General features: G+C 71.2%; 32 protein-coding genes. 13 read left to right on the top strand and 19 right to left on the bottom strand.

What is annotated here, in order from left to right; translation table 11 throughout:
• Positions 1–34: 34 nt before the first annotated feature.
• From gmd to mdcA, 7 genes are all read right to left on the bottom strand, one after another.
• Positions 35–1,018, bottom strand: coding sequence for a GDP-mannose 4,6-dehydratase (gene gmd / locus BMY19_RS04415; RefSeq protein ID WP_100250964.1), 984 nt, complete (start codon positions 1,016–1,018; stop codon positions 35–37).
• Positions 1,019–1,194: 176 nt separating this feature from the next.
• Complete coding sequence (locus tag BMY19_RS04410; protein WP_100250963.1) at positions 1,195–2,121, bottom strand: acyltransferase domain-containing protein; 927 nt, start codon at positions 2,119–2,121, stop codon at positions 1,195–1,197.
• Positions 2,118–2,777, bottom strand: a complete 660-nt coding sequence (mdcG, locus tag BMY19_RS04405; protein WP_100251121.1) for a malonate decarboxylase holo-[acyl-carrier-protein] synthase — start codon at positions 2,775–2,777, stop codon at positions 2,118–2,120. Before mdcG ends, BMY19_RS04410 begins: the two co-directional genes overlap by 4 nt.
• The gene (gene mdcE / locus BMY19_RS04400) at positions 2,770–3,486 is read right to left on the bottom strand and encodes a biotin-independent malonate decarboxylase subunit gamma (RefSeq protein WP_100250962.1); all 717 of its coding nucleotides are present in this window, start codon (positions 3,484–3,486) and stop codon (positions 2,770–2,772) included. Before mdcE ends, mdcG begins: the two co-directional genes overlap by 8 nt.
• Positions 3,473–4,402, bottom strand: a complete 930-nt coding sequence (locus tag BMY19_RS04395; protein WP_100250961.1) for a biotin-independent malonate decarboxylase subunit beta — start codon at positions 4,400–4,402, stop codon at positions 3,473–3,475. Before BMY19_RS04395 ends, mdcE begins: the two co-directional genes overlap by 14 nt.
• Positions 4,403–4,404: 2 nt before the next feature.
• Positions 4,405–4,713: a malonate decarboxylase acyl carrier protein gene (gene mdcC / locus BMY19_RS04390; RefSeq protein WP_100250960.1), complete on the bottom strand. Its 309-nt coding sequence runs from the start codon at positions 4,711–4,713 to the stop codon at positions 4,405–4,407.
• A gap of 38 nt (positions 4,714–4,751) precedes the next feature.
• The gene (mdcA, locus tag BMY19_RS04385; protein WP_100250959.1) at positions 4,752–6,398 is read right to left on the bottom strand and encodes a malonate decarboxylase subunit alpha; all 1,647 of its coding nucleotides are present in this window, start codon (positions 6,396–6,398) and stop codon (positions 4,752–4,754) included.
• 227 nt (positions 6,399–6,625) lie between these two features.
• Between mdcA and madL the strand changes: the two genes are divergently transcribed.
• The 3 genes from madL (at position 6,626) to BMY19_RS04370 (ending at position 8,630) form a co-directional block, all read left to right on the top strand.
• Positions 6,626–7,057 (top strand): malonate transporter subunit MadL, encoded by a 432-nt coding sequence (gene madL, locus BMY19_RS04380; protein WP_100250958.1) that lies wholly within the window; start codon positions 6,626–6,628, stop codon positions 7,055–7,057.
• Between the two features lie 17 nt (positions 7,058–7,074).
• Positions 7,075–7,839, top strand: a complete 765-nt coding sequence (gene madM / locus BMY19_RS04375; RefSeq protein WP_100251120.1) for a malonate transporter subunit MadM — start codon at positions 7,075–7,077, stop codon at positions 7,837–7,839.
• Positions 7,840–7,961: 122 nt separating this feature from the next.
• Positions 7,962–8,630: a GntR family transcriptional regulator gene (locus BMY19_RS04370; protein WP_020091534.1), complete on the top strand. Its 669-nt coding sequence runs from the start codon at positions 7,962–7,964 to the stop codon at positions 8,628–8,630.
• Positions 8,631–8,645: 15 nt separating this feature from the next.
• On the opposite strand, the gene BMY19_RS04365 is transcribed toward BMY19_RS04370, so the two are convergent.
• Positions 8,646–9,530 carry an NmrA family NAD(P)-binding protein gene (locus BMY19_RS04365; RefSeq protein ID WP_100250957.1) on the bottom strand — a complete coding sequence of 295 codons (885 nt, stop codon included), beginning with the start codon at positions 9,528–9,530 and terminating at the stop codon, positions 8,646–8,648.
• Between the two features lie 74 nt (positions 9,531–9,604).
• On the opposite strand from BMY19_RS04365, the gene BMY19_RS04360 reads away from it, so the two are divergent.
• Positions 9,605–10,039, top strand: coding sequence for a winged helix-turn-helix transcriptional regulator (locus BMY19_RS04360; RefSeq protein WP_091677906.1), 435 nt, complete (start codon positions 9,605–9,607; stop codon positions 10,037–10,039).
• A 72-nt stretch (positions 10,040–10,111) separates the two neighbouring features.
• Here BMY19_RS04360 and BMY19_RS04355 read toward each other — a convergent pair whose 3' ends face one another.
• Positions 10,112–10,483, bottom strand: a complete 372-nt coding sequence (locus BMY19_RS04355; protein ID WP_100250956.1) for a cell division protein ZapA — start codon at positions 10,481–10,483, stop codon at positions 10,112–10,114.
• A 42-nt stretch (positions 10,484–10,525) separates the two neighbouring features.
• A complete protein-coding gene (locus tag BMY19_RS04350; protein ID WP_091677909.1) occupies positions 10,526–10,810 on the bottom strand; it encodes a DUF4164 domain-containing protein in 285 nt (94 codons plus the stop codon).
• Positions 10,811–11,262: 452 nt separating this feature from the next.
• Between BMY19_RS04350 and gap the strand changes: the two genes are divergently transcribed.
• The 7 genes from gap to BMY19_RS04315 all read left to right on the top strand — a co-directional run bounded on the left by gap (position 11,263) and on the right by BMY19_RS04315 (position 17,256).
• A complete protein-coding gene (gene gap / locus BMY19_RS04345; RefSeq protein WP_012317185.1) occupies positions 11,263–12,267 on the top strand; it encodes a type I glyceraldehyde-3-phosphate dehydrogenase in 1,005 nt (334 codons plus the stop codon).
• 89 nt (positions 12,268–12,356) lie between these two features.
• On the top strand, positions 12,357–12,851 hold the full coding sequence (locus BMY19_RS04340) for a hypothetical protein (RefSeq protein WP_100250955.1): 495 nt from the start codon (positions 12,357–12,359) through the stop codon (positions 12,849–12,851).
• A 39-nt stretch (positions 12,852–12,890) separates the two neighbouring features.
• Positions 12,891–14,093, top strand: coding sequence for a phosphoglycerate kinase (locus BMY19_RS04335; protein WP_100250954.1), 1,203 nt, complete (start codon positions 12,891–12,893; stop codon positions 14,091–14,093).
• Positions 14,094–14,184: 91 nt separating this feature from the next.
• On the top strand, positions 14,185–14,409 hold the full coding sequence (locus tag BMY19_RS04330; protein WP_139215617.1) for a hypothetical protein: 225 nt from the start codon (positions 14,185–14,187) through the stop codon (positions 14,407–14,409).
• 63 nt (positions 14,410–14,472) lie between these two features.
• Positions 14,473–15,543 carry a class II fructose-bisphosphate aldolase gene (fba, locus tag BMY19_RS04325; protein WP_020091526.1) on the top strand — a complete coding sequence of 357 codons (1,071 nt, stop codon included), beginning with the start codon at positions 14,473–14,475 and terminating at the stop codon, positions 15,541–15,543.
• Between the two features lie 19 nt (positions 15,544–15,562).
• Positions 15,563–16,207, top strand: a complete 645-nt coding sequence (locus BMY19_RS04320; RefSeq protein ID WP_100250952.1) for a thiamine phosphate synthase — start codon at positions 15,563–15,565, stop codon at positions 16,205–16,207.
• Entirely contained in the window at positions 16,204–17,256 is a 1,053-nt protein-coding gene (locus BMY19_RS04315) for a tetratricopeptide repeat protein (protein ID WP_170862903.1), read from the top strand. Before BMY19_RS04320 ends, BMY19_RS04315 begins: the two co-directional genes overlap by 4 nt.
• Positions 17,257–17,260: 4 nt before the next feature.
• On the opposite strand, the gene BMY19_RS04310 is transcribed toward BMY19_RS04315, so the two are convergent.
• The 9 genes from BMY19_RS04310 to BMY19_RS31575 form a co-directional block, all read right to left on the bottom strand.
• Complete coding sequence (locus tag BMY19_RS04310; protein ID WP_020091523.1) at positions 17,261–17,701, bottom strand: cupin domain-containing protein; 441 nt, start codon at positions 17,699–17,701, stop codon at positions 17,261–17,263.
• On the bottom strand, positions 17,698–18,111 hold the full coding sequence (locus BMY19_RS04305) for a carboxymuconolactone decarboxylase family protein (RefSeq protein ID WP_056521806.1): 414 nt from the start codon (positions 18,109–18,111) through the stop codon (positions 17,698–17,700). Before BMY19_RS04305 ends, BMY19_RS04310 begins: the two co-directional genes overlap by 4 nt.
• Before the next feature lie 28 nt (positions 18,112–18,139).
• Positions 18,140–18,565 carry a DUF779 domain-containing protein gene (locus BMY19_RS04300; RefSeq protein ID WP_026604679.1) on the bottom strand — a complete coding sequence of 142 codons (426 nt, stop codon included), beginning with the start codon at positions 18,563–18,565 and terminating at the stop codon, positions 18,140–18,142.
• Between the two features lie 162 nt (positions 18,566–18,727).
• Positions 18,728–20,251: an aldehyde dehydrogenase gene (gene adh, locus BMY19_RS04295; RefSeq protein ID WP_020091519.1), complete on the bottom strand. Its 1,524-nt coding sequence runs from the start codon at positions 20,249–20,251 to the stop codon at positions 18,728–18,730.
• A gap of 308 nt (positions 20,252–20,559) precedes the next feature.
• Positions 20,560–20,907 (bottom strand): DUF3325 domain-containing protein, encoded by a 348-nt coding sequence (locus BMY19_RS04290; RefSeq protein ID WP_100250950.1) that lies wholly within the window; start codon positions 20,905–20,907, stop codon positions 20,560–20,562.
• Positions 20,904–22,397, bottom strand: coding sequence for a PepSY-associated TM helix domain-containing protein (locus BMY19_RS04285; RefSeq protein ID WP_100250949.1), 1,494 nt, complete (start codon positions 22,395–22,397; stop codon positions 20,904–20,906). Before BMY19_RS04285 ends, BMY19_RS04290 begins: the two co-directional genes overlap by 4 nt.
• Before the next feature lie 26 nt (positions 22,398–22,423).
• Complete coding sequence (locus BMY19_RS04280) at positions 22,424–22,735, bottom strand: iron transporter (RefSeq protein WP_100250948.1); 312 nt, start codon at positions 22,733–22,735, stop codon at positions 22,424–22,426.
• A gap of 161 nt (positions 22,736–22,896) precedes the next feature.
• Positions 22,897–23,163, bottom strand: coding sequence for a hypothetical protein (locus BMY19_RS04275; protein ID WP_056521820.1), 267 nt, complete (start codon positions 23,161–23,163; stop codon positions 22,897–22,899).
• A 96-nt stretch (positions 23,164–23,259) separates the two neighbouring features.
• Positions 23,260–24,039: a cold-shock protein gene (locus BMY19_RS31575; protein ID WP_100250947.1), complete on the bottom strand. Its 780-nt coding sequence runs from the start codon at positions 24,037–24,039 to the stop codon at positions 23,260–23,262.
• A 314-nt stretch (positions 24,040–24,353) separates the two neighbouring features.
• Between BMY19_RS31575 and BMY19_RS04265 the strand changes: the two genes are divergently transcribed.
• Together BMY19_RS04265 and BMY19_RS04260 are read left to right on the top strand one after the other, a co-directional pair.
• On the top strand, positions 24,354–24,827 hold the full coding sequence (locus tag BMY19_RS04265; RefSeq protein ID WP_012317168.1) for a response regulator: 474 nt from the start codon (positions 24,354–24,356) through the stop codon (positions 24,825–24,827).
• 110 nt (positions 24,828–24,937) lie between these two features.
• Positions 24,938–26,020, top strand: a complete 1,083-nt coding sequence (locus tag BMY19_RS04260) for a Ppx/GppA phosphatase family protein (protein ID WP_020091512.1) — start codon at positions 24,938–24,940, stop codon at positions 26,018–26,020.
• Positions 26,021–26,024 lie beyond the last annotated feature (4 nt).

The raw sequence follows: 26,024 nt of genomic DNA, 5'->3' as shown, positions 1-26,024 counted from the left end.
GGATCCGGAGCCCGCCCACGGCGAGCCCGACGGCTCAGGCGTTGGCGCTGAGGCGCTTGATGTCGGCGTCGACCATCTCGGTGATCAGCGCCTCGAGGCTGGTCTCGGCCTCCCAGCCGAACGTCGCCTTGGCCTTGGCGGGGTTGCCCAGCAGCACCTCGACCTCCGCCGGCCGGAACAGCGCCGGGTCGACGATCAGGTGGTCGTCCACCTTCAGGCCGACATGCTTGAACGCGATCTCGCACATGTCCCGCACCGTCGTGGTCCGGCCGGTCGCGATCACGTAATCGTCCGGGCGGTCCTGCTGAAGCATCAGCCACATCGCCTTCACGTAGTCCCGGGCGTGGCCCCAGTCGCGCTTGGCGTCGATGTTGCCGAGCCGCAGCTCCTTCTGCTGCCCGAGCTTGATCCGCGCCACCGCGTCGGTGACCTTGCGGGTGACGAACTCGACGCCGCGCAGCGGGCTCTCGTGGTTGAACAGGATGCCGTTCGACGCGTGCAGCCCGAAGCTCTCGCGGTAGTTGATGGTCATCCAGTGCGCGTACAGCTTGGCCACGCCGTAGGGCGAACGCGGGTAGAACGGCGTCGACTCGCTCTGCTTGGCCTCTTGGATCAGGCCGAACATCTCCGAGGTCGAGGCCTGGTAGTAACGCGCCTGGGGGGCCGCCGAGCGCAGGCATTCGAGCATGTGCACGGCGCCGAGGCCGGTCACCTGCCCGGTGAGCAGCGGCTGCTGCCAGGACGAGGTCACGAACGACTGGGCGGCGAGGTTGTAGATCTCGTCGGGCTTCGTGGCCTGGACGATGCGCAGCAGGGCGGACTGGTCGAGCAGGTTGCCGTCGACCAGCTCGACATCGTCGGTGATGCCGAGCCACTTCAACCGGTGGTCGAAGACGCCGGCATGGCTGGAGCGCCGCACGATGCCGGTGACGGCGTAGCCCTTCTGCAGGAGCAGCTGCGCCAGATACGCGCCGTCCTGGCCCGTCACACCCGTGATCAGCGCTCGCTTGGCCGTCATGAACCCGTCCCGTCCCGAAGATGCCCGGCTGCTACGACCGCAACGGGCCGCGCGTCAAGGCGATGTGTCGACATCAGTATTGCGCCAAGCAAGCGGAGCCGGAGCGGCACATCGCCAGACTAGCGTCGCAACTCGACAGCCTACTGCAATGGTCGTGCGGCCCCAGTGCGGCACGGCTAAGGTCGCGCGAGCCAGTCCGCCACGCCGTCGAGCGAGCGGAATTCCTCGACGGCGTGGACGCGCGCCGCCGGGAGCGCGGCCCGGGCCATGGTGGCGAGGGCGTGGCCCGGCCCGAGTTCGAGCACGCGGTCCGCGCCGTACTCGCGGCACGCCTCCAGGCAGGCGGCCCAGTCGATCGTGCGCGAGATCTGGAGCGCCAGCTTGTCGCGACCCTCGGCATCCCGAAACACCGTGCTTCCGTCCAGCCCACTGACCAGCCGGGGCATGCGAGGGGGCGGGCGGCGCGGCGGTACCGCGGCGAGCGCGTCCCGGAAGGCCGCCGTCGCAGCGTCCAGCAGCGGCGTGTGCGACGGGGTGTGGACGGGCAGGACCACGGCACGCTGCGCGCCGGCGCCGGTCGCCTCTCGGCACAGCGCCACCAGCGCCGCGCGCGGACCGCCGACGACGCCGCTGTCGGCCGCGTTGCGGATGGCGAGGTGGCAGCCGTGTCGCGCCGCGAGATCCTCGAGCGTCGCGAGGCTCAGGCCGCGGATCCCCGCCAGCCCGAACCCCGCGCCGGACGCGGCGTCCATGGCCTCCGCACGCCGGGCGGCCAGGGCGAGCACGTCCGCGGTGTCGAGGCGCCCGGCGACGCCCCAGGCGGCCAGATCGCCGATGCTGTACCCGGCCACGATCGACCGGTCCGGCATCGCCTCGGCCAGGGCCCGCCACGCCGACAGGGCGGCGACGCAACACAGGATCTGCCCGGTCCGATTGGCGTTCAGGGTGTCGCCGCCCGCGCGGGCCAGGTCGCGCGGGTCGGCGCCGTCGAGGAGCGGTCTCGCGGCCGCGAACACGTCCTGGGCCGCCGGATGTTCGGCCGTGATGTCGAACATCGCCGGGTGCTGGCCGCCCTGGCCGGAGAGGAGGATCGCGAGGGTCATGCCGGGGGCGCGCCCCGCAGGCCCGCGACCGACCGCAGGACCAGCCGGTCCAGGCTCTTGGCGAGCACCGAGCCGTCCTCCGGCGCGTCGCGCAGCTCGCGCCAGTGCAGGTCGGCGCCGTCCGGCAACTGGATCTCGCCGTCGATGCCCATCGGCGCCGTCTCCGCCGCGGCGGCGATGCCGTCGAGAAGGTTGACCGGCACCGGTGGTGGGCACGGCCAGAGCAGGTCGAGATCGGAGCTGGCGCTCAGGTAGGTCAGGCCGGTGACCGCCTGCCAGAGCAGGCTGCCGAAGGGGCGCGGCACGAGGCCGTGCCGCCGGCCGAGCGCCGTCAGGGCGTCGAGGCTCGGGCCCCAGGCCGCCGGCGCGCAAGTGGCGGCCTGGGCGAGGGTCACCACCGGTGCGGGCGCCAGCGCCGATGCCGGCAGCGCTAGCCCGATCCGCCGCTTGCCGTCCGCGGGCGGCAGCGGCAGGCCGAGCGGCACCGCGTCGCCGATCTCTCCGGGGACGCGGCGGCGGACGATCAGCGGCCGGCCCGCAGCGGCCCAGCCCTCGATATGGGGGACGGCGACGAGGTCGGGCCGGTCCGCGCGCCACGCCGCCCAGGCCGCCGGATCGACCCGGACGAGGTCGTGGCGTCGGAACGGCTCAGCCAAGACGGGCTTGGTCGGCCACGGCCGCCGCGACGGTGCGGGCGACCGGGCGACCGCCCCGCTCGGCACCCAGCCGGTCGCGGATATCCTCCGCCGGCAGGGTATCGATCACCGCGCGGATCTGGCCCTCCAGGCACAGGTCCGGGTTTAGAACCACGTGGACGGCGCCGGTCGCCACCATGTTGTCGAGGCCGGGCGCGAAGACGGGCGTCGACTTCGCCATGTCCTTCAGCGTGTCGAGCGGCAGCTTGGTCACCCGGGCGACGGACGGCAGGTCCATCACGCTCGGGTTCGCCCCGGGTAGGGCCGCGAGGACCCGCGTCGCGAGCGCCGTGGCGATGAAGGCGCCGGCGGCCGAGTGGCCGTAGATCAGACCGATCGTGGGATGGCCCGACCGGTCGGCCAGGAGCAGCGCCTTGGCGAGATGCGCGAGGCACTCGTTGAGACCCAGCAACTCGTCGCGGCGGCTCATGCGCTGGCTGTCGGAATCCACCGCCACGAGGATCGGCGCGCGGTCGCCGGCCCGGACGGCGTCGAGCACGGCGCGCGACAGGACCAGCGCCCCGTCGACGCCCAGGGGCGTGTCGCCGTCGACGCCCACGACGTGCATCCGGCCGTCCGCGAAGGGGCCGGTCCCGGTCACGAGGCCGTCGAGCACCGCCACCGCGTGTCCTCGCGGGAACAGGGAGGCGAGGATCTCAGCGAGCGTCATGGTCGGCCTCCGGGCTCCGGGCCACGGTCTCGTCGAAGGCGGTCGTGTCCATCGCCGGCACCGCGTCGGGATCGTTCACGCCGAGGCGCGCCCAGACATCCGTGGCGTCGCGGCAGTCGCCGAACCGCTCGATCCGGGCCTCCAGGCGCGCCTGCTCGGCGTCCAGGGTCGCCAGATCGAAGGCCGGCGCTCGGCCGACGAGGTCGCGGGCGGCCGCGCAGAAGGCCGCGACCGTGTCGGCGCAGAAGGCGTCGGCGCCCCCGATCAGGCGACGATGCTTGCCACCCATGGTCCGCCAGACCAGAGCGCGGTCGCGGGAATCGAACTCCTCGGCGCCTTTGTTGGTCTCGATCACCTCGGGGCCGGAGACCGAGATGCGCCCGCTCTCCGACACGGCGAGCCGCGAGCAGGTGCCGGCGATGAGGCCGCCGCCGCCGTAGCAGCCGGCCCGCCCGCCGATCAGCCCGACGACCGGGATGCCGGCCGCGCGGACGTCGACGATGGCCCGCATGGTCTCGGCAATGGCCGTCTCGCCGGCATTGGCCTCCTGAAGGCGGACGCCGCCGGTGTCGAACAAGATGAGGACCGCCTTCGGCTTCCGCTCCAGGGCCGCGCGGAGCAGGCCGACCAGCTTGCCGCCGTGCACCTCGCCGAAGGCGCCGCCCATGAAGCGGCCCTCCTGGGCGGCGACCAGGACCGGGTCGCCGTCGAGGCGCGCGCCCCCGACCACGATACCGTCGTCGAAGGCGCGGGGCAGGTCGAAGAGCGGCAGGTGCGGGCTCATCCGCCGCTCGGTCGGCGGCAGGAACTCGCGGAAGCTTCCCGGATCGGTGAGCGCCAGCACGCGCTGGCGGGCGGTGGCCTCGTACCAGCTCAGGGCATCCGGATCGAAGCGCGCGGCGCGGTCGGCAGCCATGGTCAGGCCTCCATCAGCCGCGCGCCCTGGAGCAGGCGCAGCGACACGGTGTCGGGGCGGGCGCCGCCGTCGTTGATGCTGATGCGGAGGCCGCCCGGCTGCGCCCGGGCAACGAAATCGGCCACCACCGCCTCCCAGACGTCGCCGTAGCCGGCGATCGGGGTCTCGATGGCCACCTCGCAGGCATTCGGCGGCAGCACCCGCTCCAACAGGATCTCCAGGTTTCCGGAGGCGACGACGCCGGTGATCGCGCTCGGCGCCGAGCCGGCCAGCGGCTTCCTGGTGGTGTGGCGGAAGGTCAGGGATTCCATCGCCGGCTCCTCGGGTGCGGATACGTCATCGCGCGACGCTACCAGTTCCGGAAGCGGGCGGGCGGCTCGTAGAGCCCGCCGGACCAGTGCACGAGATCCTTGATCGACTTCGCGGCGAGCAGTGCGCGGTCGGCGTCGAGCGGCTCGATGCCCAGATCCTCCGGGCGTCGGATGACGCCCCGGGCGCGCAGATCCTCGACCTTCGCCCGGTCTCGACCGCGACCGACCTCGGTGTAGCCGGCCACGCCCCGGATCGCCTGCTCGCGCTCGTCGGCGTCGCGGCAGAGCAGGAGGTTGGCGATGCCTTCCTCGGTGACGATGTGAGTGACGTCGTCCGCGTAGATCATGACCGGCGCCAGCTCGAGGCCGATCTTTTTGGCCAGTTCGAGGGCGTCGAGCTTCTCCACGAAGGTCGGCACCAGCTTGTCGCCGAAGGTCTCGACCAGCTGCACGACGAGCTTGCGCCCGCGCATCAGTGCCGGATCGCCGACGATCTGGCCCTCGCGGCCGGCCTTCATCCAGGCGTCGGAGGGGTGGCGTCGTCCGTGCGGGTCCGACCCCATGTTGGGCGCCCCGCCGAAGCCCGCCACCCGCGACTGGGTGATGGTCGAGGAATGGCCCATCAGGTCGATCTGCAGGGTCGCGCCGATGAACATGTCGCAGGCGTAGAGGCCGGCGGTCTGGCAGAAGGCCCGGTTCGAGCGCAGGCTCCCGTCGGCGCCGGTGAAGAAGACGTCTGGTCGCTCGCGGATGTAACGGTCCATCCCGACCTCGGAGCCGAAGCAGTGGACCTGCTTGACCCATCCGGACTCGATCGCCGGGATCAGGGTCGGGTGCGGATTCAGCGCCCAGTGCGTGGCGATCTTGCCCTTGAGGCCGAGCTTCTCGCCGTAGGTCGGCAGCAGCAGCTCGATCGCCGCCGTGCCGAACCCGATGCCGTGGTTGAGCCGCTTGATGCCGTACTCGGCGTAGATGCCCTTGATCGCCATCATGGCGATCAGGATCTGCGTCTCGGTCATCGCCGCCGGGTCGCGGGTGAAGAGCGGCTCCACGTAGAAGGGCCTGTCGGCCTCGACCACGAAGTCGATCCGGTCGCCCGGGATGTCGACTCGCGGGACCGCGTCGACGATCTCGTTGACCTGCGCAACCACGACGCCGTTCTTGAAGGCGGTCGCCTCCACGACGGTCGGCGTGTCCTCGGTGTTCGGCCCCGTATACAGGTTGCCGTTCCGGTCGGCCGAGACGCCGGCGATCAGCGCCACGTTGGGCGTCAGGTCGACGAAGTAGCGGGCGAACAGCTCCAGGTAGGTGTGCACCGCCCCGAGCTCGATCTGGCCGCCGTAGAGCATCTTGGCGATGCGGGCGCCCTGCGGGCCCGAATACGAGTAGTCGAGCCGTTTCGCGATCCCGGTCTCGAACACGTCGAGGTGCTCGGGCAGCACGATCCCCGACTGGACCATGTGCAGGTCGTGGATCTTCCCGGGATCGCAGGCGCTGAGGCCGCGGGCGAGGCAGTCGGCCTGCTTCTGGTTGTCGCCCTCGAGGCAGACGCGGTCGCCGGGCCGCAGGATGGCCTCCAAAAGGTCGACCACGGCTCCGGCCGGCACGACCTTGCCGTCCGCATGGGCGCGCCCCGCCGCGATCCGCGCGTCGCGCGCCTGCCTCTCACCGCGCCACTCGCCCATCCGCGTGCTCCCACCGGTGTACCGAACGTCATATAGCGGGCGCTTTGGTATTCTCAAACCCTTCGCTATCACAGTTTCGTATACGGGATTGCGCGCCTGTCAATATCTTGCATACTTTCACCAGCGGCCTCCGAGGCCGATCCGGGAAGGCAACGCGCCATGTCGCACGCGTCCATACGGCCGTCGGATGCGGCCGGAAGAGCCGCTTCCTGGAAGGGGCAACGCCGATGATCGTCCTCGGTGTCGCCCTGCTCGCCGCCTGCACGCTAGTCGGCGTGTATCTCGGCGATCTCCTCGGCTTCGCCCTCGGCGTGAAAGCCAATGTCGGCGGCGTCGGCATCGCCATGATCCTGCTCATCGCCGCGCGCCTGTGGCTGTCCCGCCGGGGCCGCCTGACGAAGGGCGTTCAGTTCGGCGTCGAGTTCTGGGCGGGGATGTACATCCCGATCGTGGTCGCCATGGCGGCCCAGCAGAACGTCGTCGCCGCCGTGAGCGGCGGCCCGATCGTGCTGATCGCCGCGACCGGCTCTCTGGTCCTGTGCTTCGGCGCGGTCGCCCTGCTGAGCCGGATCGGCCGGCGCGATCCCGGCAGCAGCCCCGTCGAGCACGGCGGACCCGTGATCGGCGGCGACGCCGAACCCGTCGCAAGGAAGGGGTGATCGCCATGGGACACGACATCTGGCACGGCATCGAGCACGTCTTCGTCGAGCAGAGCCTCGTGGCCGCCTTCGCGGTGGTCGGCGCGCTGATCCTGGTCTCGAACTTCGCCGCCAAGCACCTGACCAACGACCGGGTCCACGGCTCCGCGATCGCGATCGTGCTCGGTCTGGTGCTCGCCTATGTCGGCGGGCTCTACACGGGCGGGAAGAAGGGCCTCGCCGACATCCCGGCGCTCGCCGGGATCGGCCTCATGGGCGGGGCGATGCTGCGCGACTTCGCCATCGTCGCCACCGCCTTCGAGGTCGACGTGATCGAGGCGCGGCGCGCGGGCCTACTGGGTGTCCTGGCGCTGGCGCTGGGCACTATCTTGCCGTTCATCGTCGGCACCCTGACCGCCGTGGCTTTCGGCTATCACGACGCGGTCTCGATCACGACGATCGGCGCCGGGGCGATCACCTACATCGTCGGGCCCGTCACCGGCGCGGCGATCGGCGCGGATTCCACCGTGATGGCGCTGTCCATCGCCACCGGAGTGACCAAGGCGGTGATGGTGATGGTCGGAACGCCCCTGGTCGCCCGGCTGATCGGCCTCGACAACCCGCGCTCGGCCATGGCGTATGGCGGCCTGATGGGTACGGTCAGCGGAGTCGCCGGAGGCCTCGCGGCGACGGATCCGAAGCTCGTCCCCTACGGCGCACTGACGGCGACGTTCCACACCGGCATCGGCTGCCTCGTCGGACCCTCGATCCTGTTCCTGACGGTGCGGGCCCTGGTCGGCTGACGCGTCGGCTCACCGGCTTCCCGGCCGAACAGCGGATCCGCACGCGCGGATTAGGGTATGGTCCCGTATCGTCTTCCCGAGGACGGGCAGGCGCCGCTCACGGGACGCTCGAGGAACGGCGGATGCACGGCGACTTCCAGAAGATCGACAGCGGGCTGCTCTCGGACCGGATCCGCGACGCGCTCACCGACGCCATCGCGTCGGGGACGATCGCGGCCGGTACGGCCCTCGACGAGCAGAACCTCGCCGATCGCTACGGCGCATCGCGCACGCCCGTCCGTGAGGCACTGCGCCAGCTCGCGGCCTCGGGCCTCGTGGAGATCCGGCCCCGGCGGGGCGTGGTGGTGGCGCGCCTGACGCCGCAGCGGATCGCCGATATGTTCGAGACGACCGCCGAGATCGAGGCGATGTGCGCCCGGCTAGCCACCTACCGGATGACGCCCCTCGAGCGCGGGGAGCTGATGGAGCTCCACGAGGAATCCGCCAAGGCGGTCGAGGCGGGCGACGTCGACGCCTACGACCGGTTCAACCGCGCCTTCCACGAGGCACTCTACACGGCGACGCACAACGGCTTTATGGCCGAGCAGGCCCTGGCGATCCGCGAGCGGCTGGCCGCGTTCCGGCGCACGCAGCTCCGCCACGCCGACCGGATCCGCCGCTCGCGGGAGGAGCACGGCGAGATCCTGTCGGCCATCGCAGAGGGGGACGGCGAGACGGCCGCCCGTCGCATGCGCGCCCACATGCTCAGGGCTGCGGCGGCGCTGGGGCGCTACATCGCCGAGACGGAGTGACGGGCCGGCGCGGGTTCAGAGCCGCGCGACGGCGTCGCGCACCGTGGACCGGTAGGGCGTCGTCGGCCTGCCGATCAGCGCGCTCAGCTGACGCGTGTCGTCGTTGAGGGCGCCGCGGGCCGCGGCCGCGTCCGAGTCGGCGAGCAGCGCCGCGAAGTCCGCCGGCATCCCGGCGCCGACCAGCGCCGCCTCGTACTCGGCCTGCGGCAGATCGCGGTACGCGACCGGCTTGCCGGCGGCCGCAGCGATCGCCGCGGCGAACTCGGTCAGCGTGTAGGCCTCGTCGCCCGCCAACTCGTAGACGCGGCCACCCTGCCCGTCGGCGGTGAGGACCGAGGCCGCCGCCGCAGCGTAGTCGGCCCGCGCGGCCGAGGCGATGCGCCCGACGCCCGCGCAGCCGAGGACTGCGCCGTGGGCGAGCGCTGGCGCGATACCGGCGGCGTAGTTCTCCGTGTACCAGCCGTTGCGCAGCAGGACGAACGGCACGTCGGAGGCTTCGAGCAGCCGCTCGGTCCGGCGATGCTCCTCGGCCAGGGCGAGTGCCGACGTGTCGGCGTGCAGGACGCTCGTGTAGGCGATCAGACCGACACCGACCCGATTGGCGCTGTCGATGACGTTGCGATGCTGCGCCACGCGCCGGCCGATCTCGCTGGACGAGATTAGCAGGAGTCGCTGGATGCCCTCGAGCGCCGCGTCCAGGCTCGTCGGGTCCGCGTAGTCGGCCCGTCGGACCGCGACGCCGAGCCTTCGCAGGCTCCGTGCAGCCTCGCCTTCGGTGTCGCGCGCGCCGGCCACCACCGCGCTGGCCGGTACGCGCTGAAGGAGCGCCGCGACGACTTGGCGGCCGAGTTGGCCCGTGGCGCCGGTCACGAAGTAGGTCGGCTGACTGGTCGGGCTCATGCTCGCTCCTCATGGTTCAATATCGGAGCAAGGTCACTAGATGAGACCGCCAGCGCGGTGAAGGAGGCAGGATTTTGGGACCAGGTTACTCGGAGGAAACCGCGGTGCCGCTCGCCCGCGCCGAGCTGGCGGCCAAGTACGCGGCCTGGCAGGCCGGAACCCTCGATCCGGCGGCGTGCCCGGTGCGGGACGTGCTGGATCGGGTCGGCGACAAGTGGTCGATGCTGCTCCTGATCGCCCTGGCCGACGGGCCACACCGGTTCAGCGCCCTCCTCCGGACGCTGCCCGACATCTCGAAGCGGATGCTGACGCAGACGCTCCGGGACCTGGAGCGGGACGGTTTCGTCGCGCGGACCGTGTTCCCGACGAAGCCGCCCAGCGTCGAGTACCGGCTCACGGATCTCGGGGCCGCCTTGCTCGAGCCGCTGGCGCGCCTCGTGCAATGGGCGGAGGAGCGTCACGGCGCGATCCGGGCGGCGCGGACCCGGTTCGACGCGGAGCCCTTCTAGGAGCGTCGCGCGCGGCCTGCCACGGCTTCTTGAGGACGTCCGGCCTCGCGCTGTCCGCCCGCGCGAAGAGGGTCAGGCCCGCGGCGCCGATCCGCCGAGGGCGTCGGCGAGCCGCCCGATATGCTCGGCCGCCCGGCCGATCCCGAACGCCGCCCGCTCGGCATCGTCGACCCGCCCGCGCTCCGCGGTCTCGGCGTCGGCGCGCAGCTCCGCCACGCTGCTCTCCAGCGACGCGATCCGCGACCGCAGTTCCGCGAGTTCGTCGGCGATGGTCAGCGCCGCCATGACCTGCAGGCGCATATCGCCGATCTCACCGAAGCTCTTGCGCATCTCGCCGATGCGCCCGTCGAGGAGGGCGGCGAGACCGGTGAGATGCGCCTCCTCACCCTCGCCGCAGGCCATGCGGTAGCTGCGGCCGTCGATGGTCACGTTGATCTGCGGCAAGGATCGCTCCGGTGGTCGCTCCGACAGGCTTGAGCGTTGGTGTCAGGCGCGTCCGAGCACATCCTGAACGGTCTCGATGGCCCGGTCGAGCCGGTGGCCGACCTCCCCGGTCGTCGCCGAGACCGTGGCGAGGCGGGCGCTCGCCGTGTCCAGGGCGGCGGCGAGCCGGGCCCGGTCCTCGTCCATCAGGGCGAGTTCCGCGTCCCGGTCGTCGGGCTGCGCGTCGGTCTCGAGGCGATGCTGGACGACGGCGTCGAGGCGGTTGATCGCCGCTTCGAGCCGGTTGAGGGCGTCGTCGATGGAACGGGTCTCGGTCTCGTCGGCCATGGTTCTTCGTCTACCCCGACGCGAAGCTTTCCGTCGAATGCAGGCGAAATTCCAGCGCGAAAACGCGTTCGATCCCCGATCCGGTCGCTGATCGAATGGATCGTCGCGATCCCTGTTTATTGGTCGGTGGATCGAAGGTCTTTGTCACAGCCACGCGTTTGACAGGTCGAGGCTCCATGCTAGACAGCCGCGCGATCCCGAGAGGGACCGCGCGAGACATGCCGGAGGGCCGGTCCGCGACAGTTCCGAGGCCTCAGCCAGCACCGTCCGAATTGACGGTCACGGGCGTGGAAGCCCGGCCTCTCCCGGTCCGGTTCATCGCAGGTTCAAACCCGCCCGCCCAGATCCCGCCCGGCCCGGCCCGGACGGTATGGCGGGCCGCCGAGACCGCTCCGCGGACCGCCCCCCTGAGGTCCGGCGCGCGGCGAGCCGCATCAGGAAGGAGTCACGCCGTGACGAAGGTTGCCATCAACGGGTTCGGGCGCATCGGCCGCAACGTCCTGCGCGCGATCGCGGAAGCCGGCCGCAGCGACATCGAGGTCGTGGCGATCAACGATCTCGGCCCGGTGGAGACCAACGCCCACCTACTCCGCTACGATTCCGTGCACGGCCGCTTCCCCGGCGAGGTCGCGGTCGACGGCGAGTTCCTCGTGGTCAACGGCAAGCGCATCAAGGTCACGGCCGTGCGCAACCCGGCCGAGCTGCCGCACCGCGACCTCGGCGTCGACATCGCCCTGGAATGCACCGGCATCTTCACCTCGAAGGACAAGGCGAAGGCCCATCTCGACGCCGGCGCCAAGCGCGTTCTCGTCTCGGCCCCGGCCGACGGCGCCGACCTGACGGTGGTCTACGGCGTCAATCACGACAAGCTCACGGGCGAGCACCACGTGGTGTCGAACGCCTCCTGCACCACGAACTGCCTTGCCCCGGTGGCGAAGGTGCTGGACGAGGCCGTCGGCATCGAGCGCGGCTTCATGACCACGATCCACTCCTACACCAACGACCAGCCCTCGCTGGACCAGATGCACAAGGATCTGTACCGGGCCCGCGCCGCGGCGCTCTCGATGATCCCGACCTCGACCGGCGCGGCCAAGGCCGTCGGCCTCGTGCTCCCGGAGCTGAAGGGCAAGCTCGACGGCACCGCGATCCGCGTGCCGACCCCGAACGTCTCGGCGGTCGACCTCGTGTTCACGGCCAAGCGCGCGACCACGGTTCAGGAGATCAACGACGCCATCAAGGCGGCCGCCTCCGGCCCGCTCAAGGGCGTCCTCGGCGTCACCGACCGGCCGAACGTCTCGATCGACTTCAACCACGATCCGCACTCGTCGACCTTCCACCTCGACCAGACCAAGGTCATGGACGGCGTGCTGGTGCGCATCCTGACCTGGTACGACAACGAGTGGGGCTTCTCGAACCGCATGGCCGACACGGCCGTGGCGATGGCCAAGCTCATCTGAGCCGGACTTCAGCGGTCGCCGCCTCCCTTGAGGCCGGCGGCCGCACCTCTCTTCGGACGGCCTTTCTTCGAACCAGGGACTCTCCAGGGATGACCGACGCTTCGCAGGGCACGTCGAGCGGGCCGGCTGCCGTGCCGCCCGCCCCCAGGCCGGCTCCGCCGCCGTTTACCACCCAGACCGCACCACCTCCCATGGCGACCGCCGCACCCGCCGCCTCCGCGCTCCCGTCCCACGCGCTCCCGGCCAACCAGCTCTTCGATCAGCTCGCGCGCATCGAGGACAAGTGCTCGCGCATCGAGGACAAGTACGCCCGCTCCGAGGCGCTGCTGTCCCGCGTCGAGGACAAGGTCGAGAACGCGGCGAACCGGATGAACGAGTCCGCCCGCCAGTCCGACCTGGCCGCGCTCCGCACGGAGATGCGCGGCCTCGCCGAGCGCACCCGGCGCCTGCCCGGGACCGGCGCCCTCGTCCTCACCGCCGTGATCACCGCCATCCTGACCGTGGTCCTGATGGTCGCCGTCCAGCGGCTCAACCTCGACCGCCTGCTGCCGCAGCGGGCCACCATCGGCACCACCGCGCAGTAACTGCCCCGCCCCGCCCCGAACAGGACCGCACCAGACCGCATGAGCGCCTTCCGCACCCTCGACGATGCCGGCTCCCTCAAGGGCAAGCGGGTCCTCATGCGCGTCGACCTGAACGTGCCCATGGAGAATGGGCGGGTGACCGACGCGACCCGCATCGAGCGTGTCGCGCCGACGATCCGCGAGGTCGCCGAGCAGGGTGCCAAGGTGATCCTGCTCGCCCATTTCGGCCGCCCGAAGGGCAAGCGCGAGCCGAAGGATTCGCTGGAGCCGGTGGTCCCCGCCCTCGGCGCGGCCCTCGGGCGCAGCGTCGCGTTCGCGGCGGACTGCGTCGGCGACGCGGCCGCGCAGGCGGTGGCGGCCCTGAAGGACGGCGATGTCCTCCTGCTCGAGAACACCCGCTACCACGCGGGCGAGGAGAAGAACGACGCGGCCTTCGCGGACGCCCTGGCGGCGAACGGCGACGTCTACGTCAACGAGGCCTTCTCGGCGGCTCACCGCGCGCACGCCTCCACCGAGGGTCTGGCGCACCGGCTGCCGGCCTACGCGGGCCGCGAGATGCAGGCCGAACTCGACGCGCTGACCAAGGGCCTGGAATCGCCCCAGCGCCCGGTGATCGCGCTGGTCGGCGGCGCCAAGGTCTCCTCAAAGATCGACCTCCTCGAGAACCTCGTCGCCAAGGTCGACATGCTGGTGATCGGCGGCGGCATGGCCAACACCTTCCTGCACGCGCAGGGCAAGGCGGTGGGCAAGTCCCTCTGCGAGAAGGATCTCGCAGAGACCGCCACGCGCATCCTGGCAGCGGCCGAGAAGGCCGGCTGCCGGATCATCCTGCCGGTCGATGCCGTCGCCGCGACCGAATTCAAGGCGCAGGCCCCGCACGAGACTGTGCCGGTCGATGCCGTGCCGGACGCGAGCATGATCCTCGACGCCGGTCCGCGCTCGGTCGCCGAGATCAACGCCGCCATCGACGGGGCAAAGACCCTGGTGTGGAACGGCCCGCTGGGCGCCTTCGAGCTCGTCCCGTTCGACGCCGCGACCGTAGCCGCCGCCAAGCACGCGGCGTCCCGGACCGAGGCCGGCCAGCTCGTCTCGGTGGCGGGCGGCGGCGACACGGTGGCCGCACTCAACCAGGCCGGCGTGGCGCAGGACTTCACATACGTCTCGACCGCCGGCGGTGCCTTCCTCGAGTGGCTGGAAGGCAAGGCCCTCCCGGGCGTCGAGGCGCTGCGGGCGAAGGGCTGAGACGGCCGCCTTGCTCTCCTCCCCCTTCGACCGAGCCCTATCTACGGGACCGGCCTCCATCGGCTGGGGGGCCGAGTCGATCGGTGACGACGTGGCGAACGCGACCTTCGAGATCCTGAAGGGCATCCAGGCGCGCGTGGCCACGCCGGCTATGGCGCGCGGCTTCGACGCGCGTGTCAGCGCGATCGCGGAGGCCGTCGTTGCCCTGGAGAACCGGTCCGGGTGCCGATCATCCGCCGAAAGAATGCCCTGCGCCGCGTCGGAGATTGACCGAAAGCGAGGCACTCGGCAGAGCGACACGATACAGCTCAGCTGAGGGCCTGACGGCAACTCCGGCGATCGGGCGGACGACGAAACGGGAAACGGGAAGACACGCACGATGGCACGCATCACCCTCCGGCAGCTCCTCGATCACGCCGCTGAGTACGAGTACGGCGTGCCCGCCTTCAACCTGAACAACATGGAGCAGGGGCTCGCCATCATGGCGGCCGCCGACGCTACCGACTCGCCGGTGATCCTCCAGGCGAGCCGCGGCGCCCGCGCGTACGCCAACGACGTCGTGCTCGCGAAGCTGATCGACGGCCTCGTCGAGATCTACCCGCACATCCCGGTCTGCATGCATCTCGATCACGGCAACAACGAAGCCACCTGCGCCACCGCCATCCAGTACGGCTTCACCTCGGTGATGATGGACGGCTCGCTGAAGGCCGACGGCAAGACCCCGGCCGACTACAACTACAACGTCGAGATCACCCGCAACGTCACCAAGATGGCCCACTGGGCCGGCGTCTCGGTCGAGGGCGAGCTGGGCGTGCTCGGCTCGCTCGAGAGCGGCCAGGGCGAGGCCGAGGACGGCCACGGCGCCGAGGGCACCCTCAGCCACGACCAGCTCCTGACCGACCCGGACGAGGCGGTGAAGTTCGTCGAGGCGACCAAGGTGGACGCGCTGGCGGTCGCCATGGGCACGAGCCACGGCGCCTACAAGTTCACCCGCAAGCCCGACGGCGAGGTGCTGGCGATGAACGTGATCGAGGAGATCCACCGCCGCCTGCCGACGACCCACCTCGTCATGCACGGCTCCTCCTCGGTGCCGCAGGACCTACAGGACATCATCAACCAGTACGGCGGCCAGATGAAGCCGACCTGGGGCGTCCCGGTCGAGGAGATCCAGCGCGGCATCAAGCACGGTGTGCGCAAGATCAACATCGACACCGACAACCGCATGGCGATGACCGGCCAGATCCGGAAGGTGCTCACCGAGAACCCCTCCGAGTTCGACCCGCGCAAGTACCTGAAGCCCGCCATGGAGGCGATGACGAAGCTCTGCAAGCAGCGCTTCGAGGAGTTCAACACCGCCGGGAAAGGCTCGAAGCTCCGCCCGATCTCCGTCGCCGAGATGGCCAAGCGCTACGCCAGCGGCGCCCTCGACCCGAAGATCGGCCCGCAGTAGGCGCGGGTTCTCGGCTTCCATGAGCAACAGCGCCCGTCTCGCCCTGCTCGGACCGCACGGTCTCGACGCGGAGGGCATCGCGGATTTCGTGACGGCCCTGCAGGCCGCCTGCGAAGCCGGCGACGTCGCCGCCGTGATCCTGCGGCTCGCCGCCACCGACGAGCGCGGGCTGACGGCCCGCGTCAAGTCGGTCGCCCCGATCGTGCAGGAGCGCGGCGCGGCCCTGGTCGTCGCCTGCCCGGGCTTCACCGGCGACCTCGCCACGGTGGCGATCCGCGGCGGGGCCGACGGCATCCACGTCGACAAGCCGCGCGACCTGAAGGACCTGCGCGGCCGGCTCCGGGACGGCCGCATCCTCGGCGCGGGCGGCTTGGAGACCAAGCACGGCGCGATGGAGGCCGGCGAGGCCGGCATCGACTACCTGATGTTCGGCGGCCTCTACCCGGACGGCGTCGCGCCTGATGCGGAGACGGTCCGGGCCCGCGCCGCGTGGTGGGCCGAGATCTTCGAGACGCCCTGCATCGCGGTGGCGGCCGCCGCCGACGAGATCGCGCCGCTCGCCGCGACGGGCGCGGAGTTCGTCGGCCTCGAGAGCGGCCTCTGGCTGCAGGATTCGGGCGCGGTCGAGCGGGCCCAGCGCGCCGTCCGGGAGATCAAGGCGTGAGGGGCCGCGACGTCCGCTTGGCGGCTGCTCTCGCCGGGGCTGCGCTGCTAGCGGCGCCGGCCTGGCCGGCCTCGGGGCCGGCCGATCCGGCCCGGACCGCGGCGCCCGGCTCGCTCGGACCCGCGGCGCAGACCGGCAAGGCGTCGATGCCGGAGCTGCCGAGCCCCTACACGCCGAACTACGCGCGGGGCGCCGTGCCGCCGCCGGGCAGCCAGCCGCCGGATTTCGCCTACGGCGCCTACCAGAAGGGCCAGTACGTCACCGCCTTCCGCGAGGCGACGAAGCGCATCGAGGCGAATCCCAAGGACGCCGCCGCCATGACGCTGCTCGGGGAACTGTACAATCAGGGCCTCGGCGTGAAGCAGGACCCGGTGAAGGCGGCCGACTGGTACCGCCTGGCCGCGGCGCAGAACGACGCCTCCGCCATGGCGTCCCTCGGGTTGATGGCCCTCGACGGCCGCGGCATGCCGAAGGACCCGAAGGGCGGGCGGCGCTGGCTCGAGCAGGCGACGGCCCAAGGTTCGCCGACCGCGGCCTACAATCTCGGACTGATCCTGATCGGCACCGGCGCCACCGCCGACGAGGCGGCAGCGGCGGCGCAGTTCCGCAAGGCGGCCGACGCCGAGATCGGCCCGGCCCAGCACGACCTCGGCGTGCTCTACCTGCAGGGCCGCGGCGTGCCCAAGGACCCGTCGAAGGCCGCGGAGCTGTTCCGGCGCGGCGCCGACAACGGCGATCTCGCCAGCGAGGTCGAGTACGCAATCCTGCTGTTCAACGGCACCGGCGTCACCAAGGACGAGCGGGCGGCCGCGCGGTACTTCCTGCACGCGGCCTCGCGCGGCAACGCCATCGCGCAGAACCGCGTCGCGCGGCTCTACGCCGTGGGTCGCGGCGTCGCCAAGAATCCCGTGGAGGCGGCCGCCTGGAACCTCGCGGCGGCCGGACAGGGCCTGTCCGACGCGTGGCTGGATCAGACCCTCTCCGGTCTCTCGGCCGACGAGCGCACCCGGGCGGAGCGTCTCGCCAACGAGCGGATCGAGCAGCGCTGAGCCGCTAGACCTCGGCCTTCGACCAGTCGACGCCGGCCTCGAGGTGCGGCAGCAGGACGACGCTCTCCTGCTCGTTCGGGTCCGTCCGGGCGATCACCGCGGTGACGGGCTCCGTCTGGCTGCGGTTGTAGGGCAGGTGCGGCACGTCGGCGGCGATGTAGACGAACTCGCCGGCGCCCGCGATCGCGTGGTTCTCCAGCCGCTCGCCCCAGAAGCAGCCGGACACGCCCGACAGCACGTAGATCGCCGTCTCGTGGGATTCGTGCTTGTGAGCGTGGGCCCGCTCCCCGGGCGGGATCTCCAGGAGTTGCATGTGCAGCGCCTTCGAATCCACGGACTCGGCCGAGACGGCCGGTCGGTAGATGTGCCCCTGCTTGCCGCGGAACGGCGCACTCTCGTGCACCACCCGGAACCCCTGCTTCTCCGTGCCGGACGCGGAACTCATGGACCTTCCTCCACTCTGAAGGCGGGATCGACGGGGATCTGCATGCCGTTGACCAGCGCGTTCGTCTGGTTGGCCATCCCGACGACCGCCAGGAACTCGCCGTGCTGGGCCTCCGTCAAGCCCTTGGCCCGCGCCGCTGCGGTGTGGGAATGGATGCAATAGGGGCAGCCATTCGCGATCGAGACCGCGATGTAGACCAATTCCTTCGTCAGGGGATCGAGGGTTCCCGGGCCCATGACGGTCTTGAGCGTCGACCAGGTCCGCTCCAGCAGTGCCGGATCGTTGGCGAGGCCCCGCCAGAAGTTGTTGACGAAGTCGGATCCGCGGGTCGCCCGGATGTCGGCGAAGACCGCGCGGACGCGCGGGTCGGCCTCGGCCTCGGAATCGGACCAGAGTTTCACGGTCGCCATCGCAGTCCCTTCCTCGAAGCTCGCGCCGTCAGAGCCTGCACGCCTCCTCGAGCGCCCGGTTCTCCGCCTCGGAGAACAGGCGCGAGCGGATGTGGAAGCGCTTCTCCCGACCGTTCTCCAGCGAGAACATGCCACCGCGGCCCGGCACCACGTCGAGGATCAGGTGCGTGTGCTTCCAGACCTCGAACTGCGACCGGCTGATGTAGAAGTCGGCGCCGCCGACGGTGCCGAGATGGACGTCGCCGTCGCTCACCAGGAAATCGCCGACGGGATAGCACATGGGAGACGAGCCGTCGCAGCAGCCACCCGACTGGTGGAACATGACCGGACCGTACTCGCCCCGCAATTCGTCGATCAGCGCGAGGGCTGCCGGCGTGGCGGTGACCCGCAGCGGCGTCCCGTCGGCGCCGGCCTGCTCGGCGACGTTGGCGTCCACACTCTGCTCCGAACTCATGCGATCCTCCCGGTCGATGCCTGAATATGCGTGCGCGCCGGCCGGTTTCCACTGCGGCGCCCTCTGGAGCGCGGAGTGCATGGTCACCGGGTCCGGGATCGAAAAAGCCCCGGCCTTGCGGCCGGGGCTGAAGTTGTCTCGGGGGTTGACCCGGGAAGAAACTCAGAAGAACCCGAGCTTCTTGGCCGAGTAGCTGACCAGCATGTTCTTGGTCTGCTGGTAGTGATCGAGCATCATCTTGTGGGTCTCGCGGCCGATGCCGGACTGCTTGTAGCCGCCGAAGGCCGCGTGGGCCGGGTAGGCGTGGTAGCAGTTCGTCCAGACGCGGCCGGCCTGGATCGCCCGGCCGAAGCGGTAGGCGCGGGTCCCGTCGCGGGTCCAGACGCCGGCGCCGAGGCCGTAGAGCGTGTCGTTGGCGATGGAGAGCGCCTCGGCATCGTCCTTGAAGGTCGTGACCGACAGGACCGGCCCGAAGATCTCCTCCTGGAAGATGCGCATCTTGTTGTGGCCGCGGAACACGGTCGGCTTCACGTAGAAGCCCTCGGCGAACTCGCCGTCCTTGACGTTCCGCTCGCCGCCCGTGAGCAGCTGCGCGCCCTCCTGCCGGCCGATGTCGATGTAGGAGAGGATCTTCTCCATCTGCTCGCCCGAGGCCTGGGCGCCGATCATCGTGGCCGGATCCAGCGGCGAGCCCTGGGTGATCGCCTCGACGCGCTTCACCGCGCGCTCCATGAAGCGGTCGTAGATCGACTCGTGCACGAGCGCGCGGCTCGGGCAGGTGCAGACCTCACCCTGGTTGAGGGCGAACATCGTGAAGCCCTCGAGGGCCTTGTCGAGGAAGTCGTCGTCCTCGTTCGCCACGTCGGCGAAGAAGATGTTCGGCGACTTGCCGCCGAGCTCCAGCGTCACCGGGATCAGGTTCTGCGAGGCGTACTGCATGATGAGGCGGCCGGTGGTCGTCTCACCCGTGAAGGCGATCTTGGCGATCCGCGGCGACGAGGCGAGCGGCTTGCCGGCCTCGAGGCCGAAGCCGTTGACGATGTTCAGCACGCCCGGGGGCAGCAGGTCGCCGACGATCTCGGCCAGCACCAGCACCGAGGCGGGGGTCTGCTCGGCGGGCTTCAGGACCACGCAGTTGCCGGCGGCGAGCGCCGGGGCGAGCTTCCACACCGCCATCAGGATCGGGAAGTTCCACGGGATGATCTGGCCGACGACGCCCAGCGGCTCGTGGAAGTGGTAGGCGACCGTGTCGTGGTCGATCTCGGAGATCGAGCCTTCCTGCGCCCGCACGCAGCCGGCGAAGTAGCGGAAATGGTCGATCGCCAGCGGGATGTCCGCGTGGGTCGTCTCGCGGATCGGCTTGCCGTTGTCCCAGGTCTCGGCCAGGGCGAGCAGATCGAGGTTCTCCTCCATCCGGTCGGCCATCTTGAGGAGGATGCGGGCGCGCTCGGCCGGCGCCGTCTGGCCCCAGGCCTCCCGGGCGGCGTGGGCGGCGTCGAGGGCCTTCTCGACGTCCTGGGCGTCGGAGCGGGCGACCTCGCACACCACCTTGCCGGTGATCGGCGAGGTGTTCTCGAAGTAGCGGCCGGCCGCGGGGGCGACCCACTGGCCGCCGATGAAGTTGTCGTAGCGGGCCGAGAAGGGCGACTTGACCTTCGAGTCGCCGAGGAATTCCGGCTTGTTCATCGCTGTGTTCCCTCCGTGGGCCCCGGCCTCGCGAACCGCGGCTCTTGAGCTTAAGCTGGCGCTCGGGCGACCGATCCTGGGGGCCGCATCCGCTTCCGCTCTGTTCGCAGCCAATGGCTTTTGGCCTGCCGAATCAAGGTGGACTTTTGGCCAGTGCGCGAGTGCGCCGATCCTACGCGCTTCCCGGCATCACCGCGAGCGGGCAAAAGAGCCTCGTCTCCGGCACCGTCCGGCCGGCCGCCGCGCGACGATCGGCCGGACCCGGCGACCGGCCGAATCGATGATGTGCCGAATCGGCGCGCCGTTCCTCAGCCGAGCAGGGCCAGCGGAACGGACGCCGCCGCGAGCGGGAGCGCCGCCAGGGCCGCGTTCCGCAGCCACGTGGGCCGGTACGCGACGATCGCCACCACGGCGAGGGCGGAGCCCGTCAGCGATCCGACCCACTGCACCGGGCCGAAATTCCAGCCCCCCGCCGCGACGGCCGCCGCGAACGAGAGGCCGAGCCCGCACCAGCCCGCCATCCGCAGGCTGCCGACCCGCGCCTTCGGCACGCCGACGCGGTAGGCGGCTCGGTGGTGCCGGTCGAGGCTGAGGGCCAGGGCCGCGAAGCCCGAGAAGCTCAGGAGCAGGCTGAGGATCAGCGCGGCGACTGTCATGCTTCGACCGTCCGGGACAGGGTTACCTTGGCCGGACGGGCCGCGGCCACGTCCCGCCGCGTGGCCAGCCGGGCCGCGAGGCCGAGCGCGAGGCCGACGGCCGCCATGGCGGCGTCGAAGGCGAGGAAGCGCTGCTGGCCGACGAGGATCACGTCCACCAGCGGGATCGCCAGGAAGGCGCAGGCCGGCACCGCCAGGGCGAGCGACCACGCCCGCCGTCGCGGGTACAGGGACGCCGCGAGCGCGGCCACGAGCCAGGCGGCGAAGAAGGCGCGCACCTCCCAGTCCGCCCGGGCCCCGAGCCCGTCGGGCAGCAGCCGGTTCGCCAGGAAATACGCGGCGAGGCCCACCGGCAGACCCGCGATGGTGCCGAGGTTGAGGAACCGCACGAGACGCAGGCCGAAACCCTCGGGATCCGCGCCCTTCGGCGCCCGGGCGACGGTCCAGAGCACGAGGCCGCTGGCGACCGTGGCGGCACCCATCACGCCGCAGAGGAAGAACAGGAGGCGCAGGGGCGCGGCGGCGAAGTGCGCCTCGTGCAGCCCCACCATCACGGCCCCGGTCCGGGTCGCCGCGCCGGCCTCGCCGACCCGGGCGATCTCCGTACCGCTATCGGCCGCGTAGGCGATCTGCGGGTGCAGGTGCGCGAGCCCGTGCGGCTCCTCGAAATACGCCGTCACGGTGGCGCCGGCGTCGCCCGGCCGCGTGACCAGCACCACCTCGGGCACCTCGCCCCCGGCGGCCGTCGCGCGGGCGACGATCTCGCCGAGCGGTAGCGGCGTGCCGGGGCGCCCGACCGGGGCCGCACCCGGGATCGCCAGGCCGGCCTCGGCGTAGTAGCGCAGCACGTCGTCGCCGTAGACGGCCTTCATGCCCCAGGGCATCAGCATCGCCGACAGGGTGACGAGGCCCGTGTAGACGATCATCAGGTGGAACGGCAGCGCCAGGACGCCGACCACGTTGTGGGCGTCGAGCCAGCCGCGCTGCGCAGAGCGGTCGCGCCGGAAGGTGAAGAAGTCGGCGAAGATGCGCCGGTGCGTCACGATCCCGGAGATCAGCGCGATCAGCAGAACCATGGCGCAGGCCGAGACGATCCAGCGACCCCAGATCGGCGGCAGGCTCAGCTCGAAGTGGAATCGGTAGAGGAAGTCGCCGCCGCGCGTGTCGCGGATGCGCGCGGGCTCGCCCGTGGCGGGATCGAGGAGCGCGTGGTGGAACGGGCCACCCGGACGCGGCCACCAGTAGACCTCGACGGCCGGGGTCTCGGCATTCGGCAGCTTGACCGACCATCCGGCCGCGTCCGGCATGGTCCGGCGCAGGAACGCCCCGGCCCGCGTCGCCGCTGCGGCGGGATCGGGTGCGGTCGCGGACAATTCGGGCCGCATCCAGTGCGAGATGTCGGTGCGGTAATAGCTGGCGGTGCCGGTGACGAAGATCGCGAACAGCACCCAGCCGACCACGAGGCCGGACCACGTGTGCAGCCACGCCATCGCCTGGCGGGCACTCCGCGCCGGGCTCACGCGGCCACCCCGTGCGTGAAGGCGCCGGCGAGCCACAGGGCACCGGTCAGCAGGAGCGCCGTCAGCCCCAGGACGATGGCCGCCCGGCCGAGCGTGCGGGCCGCGAACACCCAGATCGCCGCCCCCGCCATGATGGCGAAGCTCGCCAGCGTCCCGGCCGAGACCGCCTCGGCCCGCGGGAAGGGAAGAACCAAGGCCAGCAGCGCGCTCGACAGGGCGGCGACCGCGTAGCCGCCGAGGATCGCGAGCAGTACCCGGCCGGCGACCGCCGCGCGGTTTGCCAGCGTCGGCATGGCGCGGGCGCTCATGGCGCCATCCCTCGTTCCCGTGAGACCATGGCGCGACGTACCAGCGGTCCGGGCCGCCGCGCAACGCCTATGTTCCGGAACGATTCCAGTGTGAAAAGAGGCGTTTAGGACGCCGGAAAGCGGCGCGCGCCGAGGTCGGATCCGACGCTCGCCGCCCCGCGCTACGGGCCGGCGGTTCCCGACGCGCCGTCGCGGCTCGGCCTGCGGATCGCCACGGCCGCATTCCGCGCGCTCGGCGGCAGATCGGCCCCGGGATCGGGTTTGCTGAACGCCGCGGCCGATCCGGACGCCGGGCCGACCGCGCGGCCGTCGCGTGCGTGTCCCCAGCCGTAGCCGGCGTTGATCCCCGCGTAGAAGCCCGTGAAGTCCTCCGCTCGCGCAGTTCCCGCGAGCAGCACCAGGGCCGTGGACAGCACAAGGCGGCGCATCGATCGTCCCCGAACGAGAAAGGCGGCGGCCCCGCTCGGAGCCGCCGCCTCATGATCTTCGCGGAACGCGGCGGCAAAGAGACCGCCGCGGGATCCTCAATCCTCGACGTTGATGCTCTGGGCCTCACGGCCCTTCTGGCCCTCGACCACGCCGAGCGTGACCTGCTGACCCTCGGCGAGCGAATCGAGACCGGCGCGGGACAGCGCGGAGCGGTGCACGAACACGTCCTTGCCGCCGTCGTTGACCGAGACGAAGCCGAAGCCCTTGGCGGGATCGTACCACTTCACGGTGCCGCTCATCTCGACCGACGGGCCGCTGGCGAAACGGCCACCGCCGCCACCACCGCCGCCGCCGTAGCCGCCGCCACCGCCGCCGTAACCACCGCGATCGCGGTCGCCGTAGCCGCCGCCGGCACCGAAGCCGCCGGTGCGCGGACGGAACTCACGCCGGGGCGCGGGCGCCTCGGCCGTGGAGGTGTCGACGCTGGTGACGCTCGTGACCTGCGGGCCCTTCTGACCCTGGGCCGTCGTGACCGTCAGCCGGGTGCCCGGCATCAGATCGTCGTGGCCGGCCGCCTCGACAGCGCGGATGTGGAGGAAGGCATCGCCCGAACCGTCGCCGAGTTCGACGAAGCCGAAGCCCTTCTCCTTGTTGAACCACTTGACCGTCGCATCGCGCTCCGGTCCGGACGCGACGGGAGCCGCGCCACGCGACGGGCCGCGATCGAAACCGCCCCCGCCGAAACCACCGCCGCCACCGCCGAAACCGCCGCCGCCGTATCCGCCGCTGGGGGGAGCCTGATCAGGCCATCTCGGCTCGCCACTCTCGTCGAAGCCGCGCTTCTGCGGCCCTCTGAAATCACGACCACGTCCCATAGAAAGCTCGCAAAAACCGTCCGCCGCCCTTGTCTCGAATACCGCGTGCGCGCCATCCCAGACAGCCCACGCCCCGCACTATCATTACCCCAGGTCGCGGTAACCAAGAATAACGCCCCAGTCCTGACGCAATCGGGCCTTGACCGCAAGGACCTTCTTGGCTCAGAGGCGCCCGTTTCGTTACTTTCTTGCGGCAAACAACGGAGTCGGCCCCCGCTCCCGGGCCGGCCCTTTCTCATTCGAGGGAAGGCGTTAGCGAAACGCAAAGGCTGTCCGGCTAGACTCGGCCCCGCGCCCCGCAGGACCGGCCGGCCATGATCGCGACACCGACTTTCCCCGATCTCTCCGCTCTTGTGGTCGACGAGAGTCTCTACATCCGCCGAATCGTGCGCGACATGCTGATGCGCGTGGGCATCAAGCGCGTGCTGGAGGCGCCGGACGGGGCCGAGGCGCTGGGCGTGCTCGCCGAGAGCAAGCCCGACATCAGCATCATCGACTGGGACCTGTCGATCCTGTCGGGCGAGGAGTTCATCCGGCTCGCGCGGACCCCGACCACCTCCCCCTGCCCCACGATCCCGATCATCCTGATGCTGGCCCAGCCCCGCCGGAACGTGGTCGACCGGGCGGTGGCGCTCGGCGTCAACGAGATCATCGCCAAGCCGTTCTCGCCCAAGACCCTGTGGTCGCGGCTGGACGAGGTGATCAACCGGCCCCGCCCCTACTCGCAGGTGAAGAGCCTCCTGCGGCCGATCCCGCGCCGGGCCAGCGCGATGAAGGCCGTCGCCTGAGCGCGACCGCGATGGGGCGTTGCAGTTCCCCGCCGAGCCTGTAGGGTCGCAGTTCAACAGAGTCCGAGCGCGCTGCTCAGGGCCGACCCGAAGGATCGACGGCCGCGCCGATGAGGGACGAGACCGCCGCGGCCGCGCCGTCCCGAATCCAGACCGGCGCGGTGCCGCTCCAGACGCAAGCCCCCGTGCCGGGCCGCGAGCGTCGCCGCGCCGCCTACGCGGCGCTCGACCTCGGCACCAACAATTGCCGCCTGCTGGTCGCGGAGCCGACCTTCAGCGGCTTCCGCGTGATCGACGCGTTCTCGCGGATCGTGCGCCTCGGCGAGGGCCTCGGCACGTCCGACCGCCTGAGCGAGGCGGCGATCGAGCGGACCGTGGAGGCCCTGCGGATCTGCCGGGCCAAGATGCAGGCCCGCGGGGTGCAGCGGGCCAAGATCATCGCCACGGAGGCCTGCCGCCTCGCGGTGAACGGCGCCGCCTTCGTGGAGCGCGTCCGCCGCGGCGTGGGTCTCGACCTCGAGATCGTCGACCGGCAGACGGAGGCGTATCTCGCGGTCACCGGCTGCGCGGCGCTCGCGGACCCGCTGGCCGAATCGGTCATCATCTTCGACATCGGCGGCGGCTCGACCGAGATCGCGTGGCTGGACGGCGCGGCCGCCAACCCGTCGACCGACCCGACGCTGCGGATCCGGGCCTGGGATTCGCTGCCGGTCGGCGTGGTCACGCTCGCCGAGCGCCACGGCGGCGCCGAGGTCACCCGGCGCATGTTCGAGGGCATGGTCGAGGAGGTGGCCGAGAAGCTCTCGGCCTTCGCGCTCCGCGCCGCGCCCGCGGCGACGGCGCCGCATTTCCACCTGCTCGGCACGTCCGGCACCGTGACGACCATCGCGGCGATGCATCTGCGCCTCGCCCGCTACGAGCGTCGGCGGGTCGACGGGCTGTGGATGAGCGACGACGCGGTCTCGACCGCGATCGACGACCTGCTCGACACGCGCCTGGAGCAGCGCGCCGACAACCCCTGCATCGGTCGCGACCGCGCCGATCTCGTGCTCGCGGGCTGCGCGATCCTCGAGGCGATCCGCAGGGCGTTCCCCTCGGAGCGCCTGCGCATCGCCGACCGCGGCCTGCGCGAAGGATTGCTGATGAACATGATGCGGGAGGACGGGGTCTGGAACCGGAAGGCGGTCCGATGAGGGC

The organism is Methylobacterium sp. UNC300MFChir4.1 (genome assembly GCF_900110155.1).
Classification (GTDB): Bacteria; Pseudomonadota; Alphaproteobacteria; order Rhizobiales; family Beijerinckiaceae; genus Methylobacterium.
Note: the sequence above shows the minus strand (reverse complement) of the source record. Positions and strands in the feature narration are given on the sequence as shown.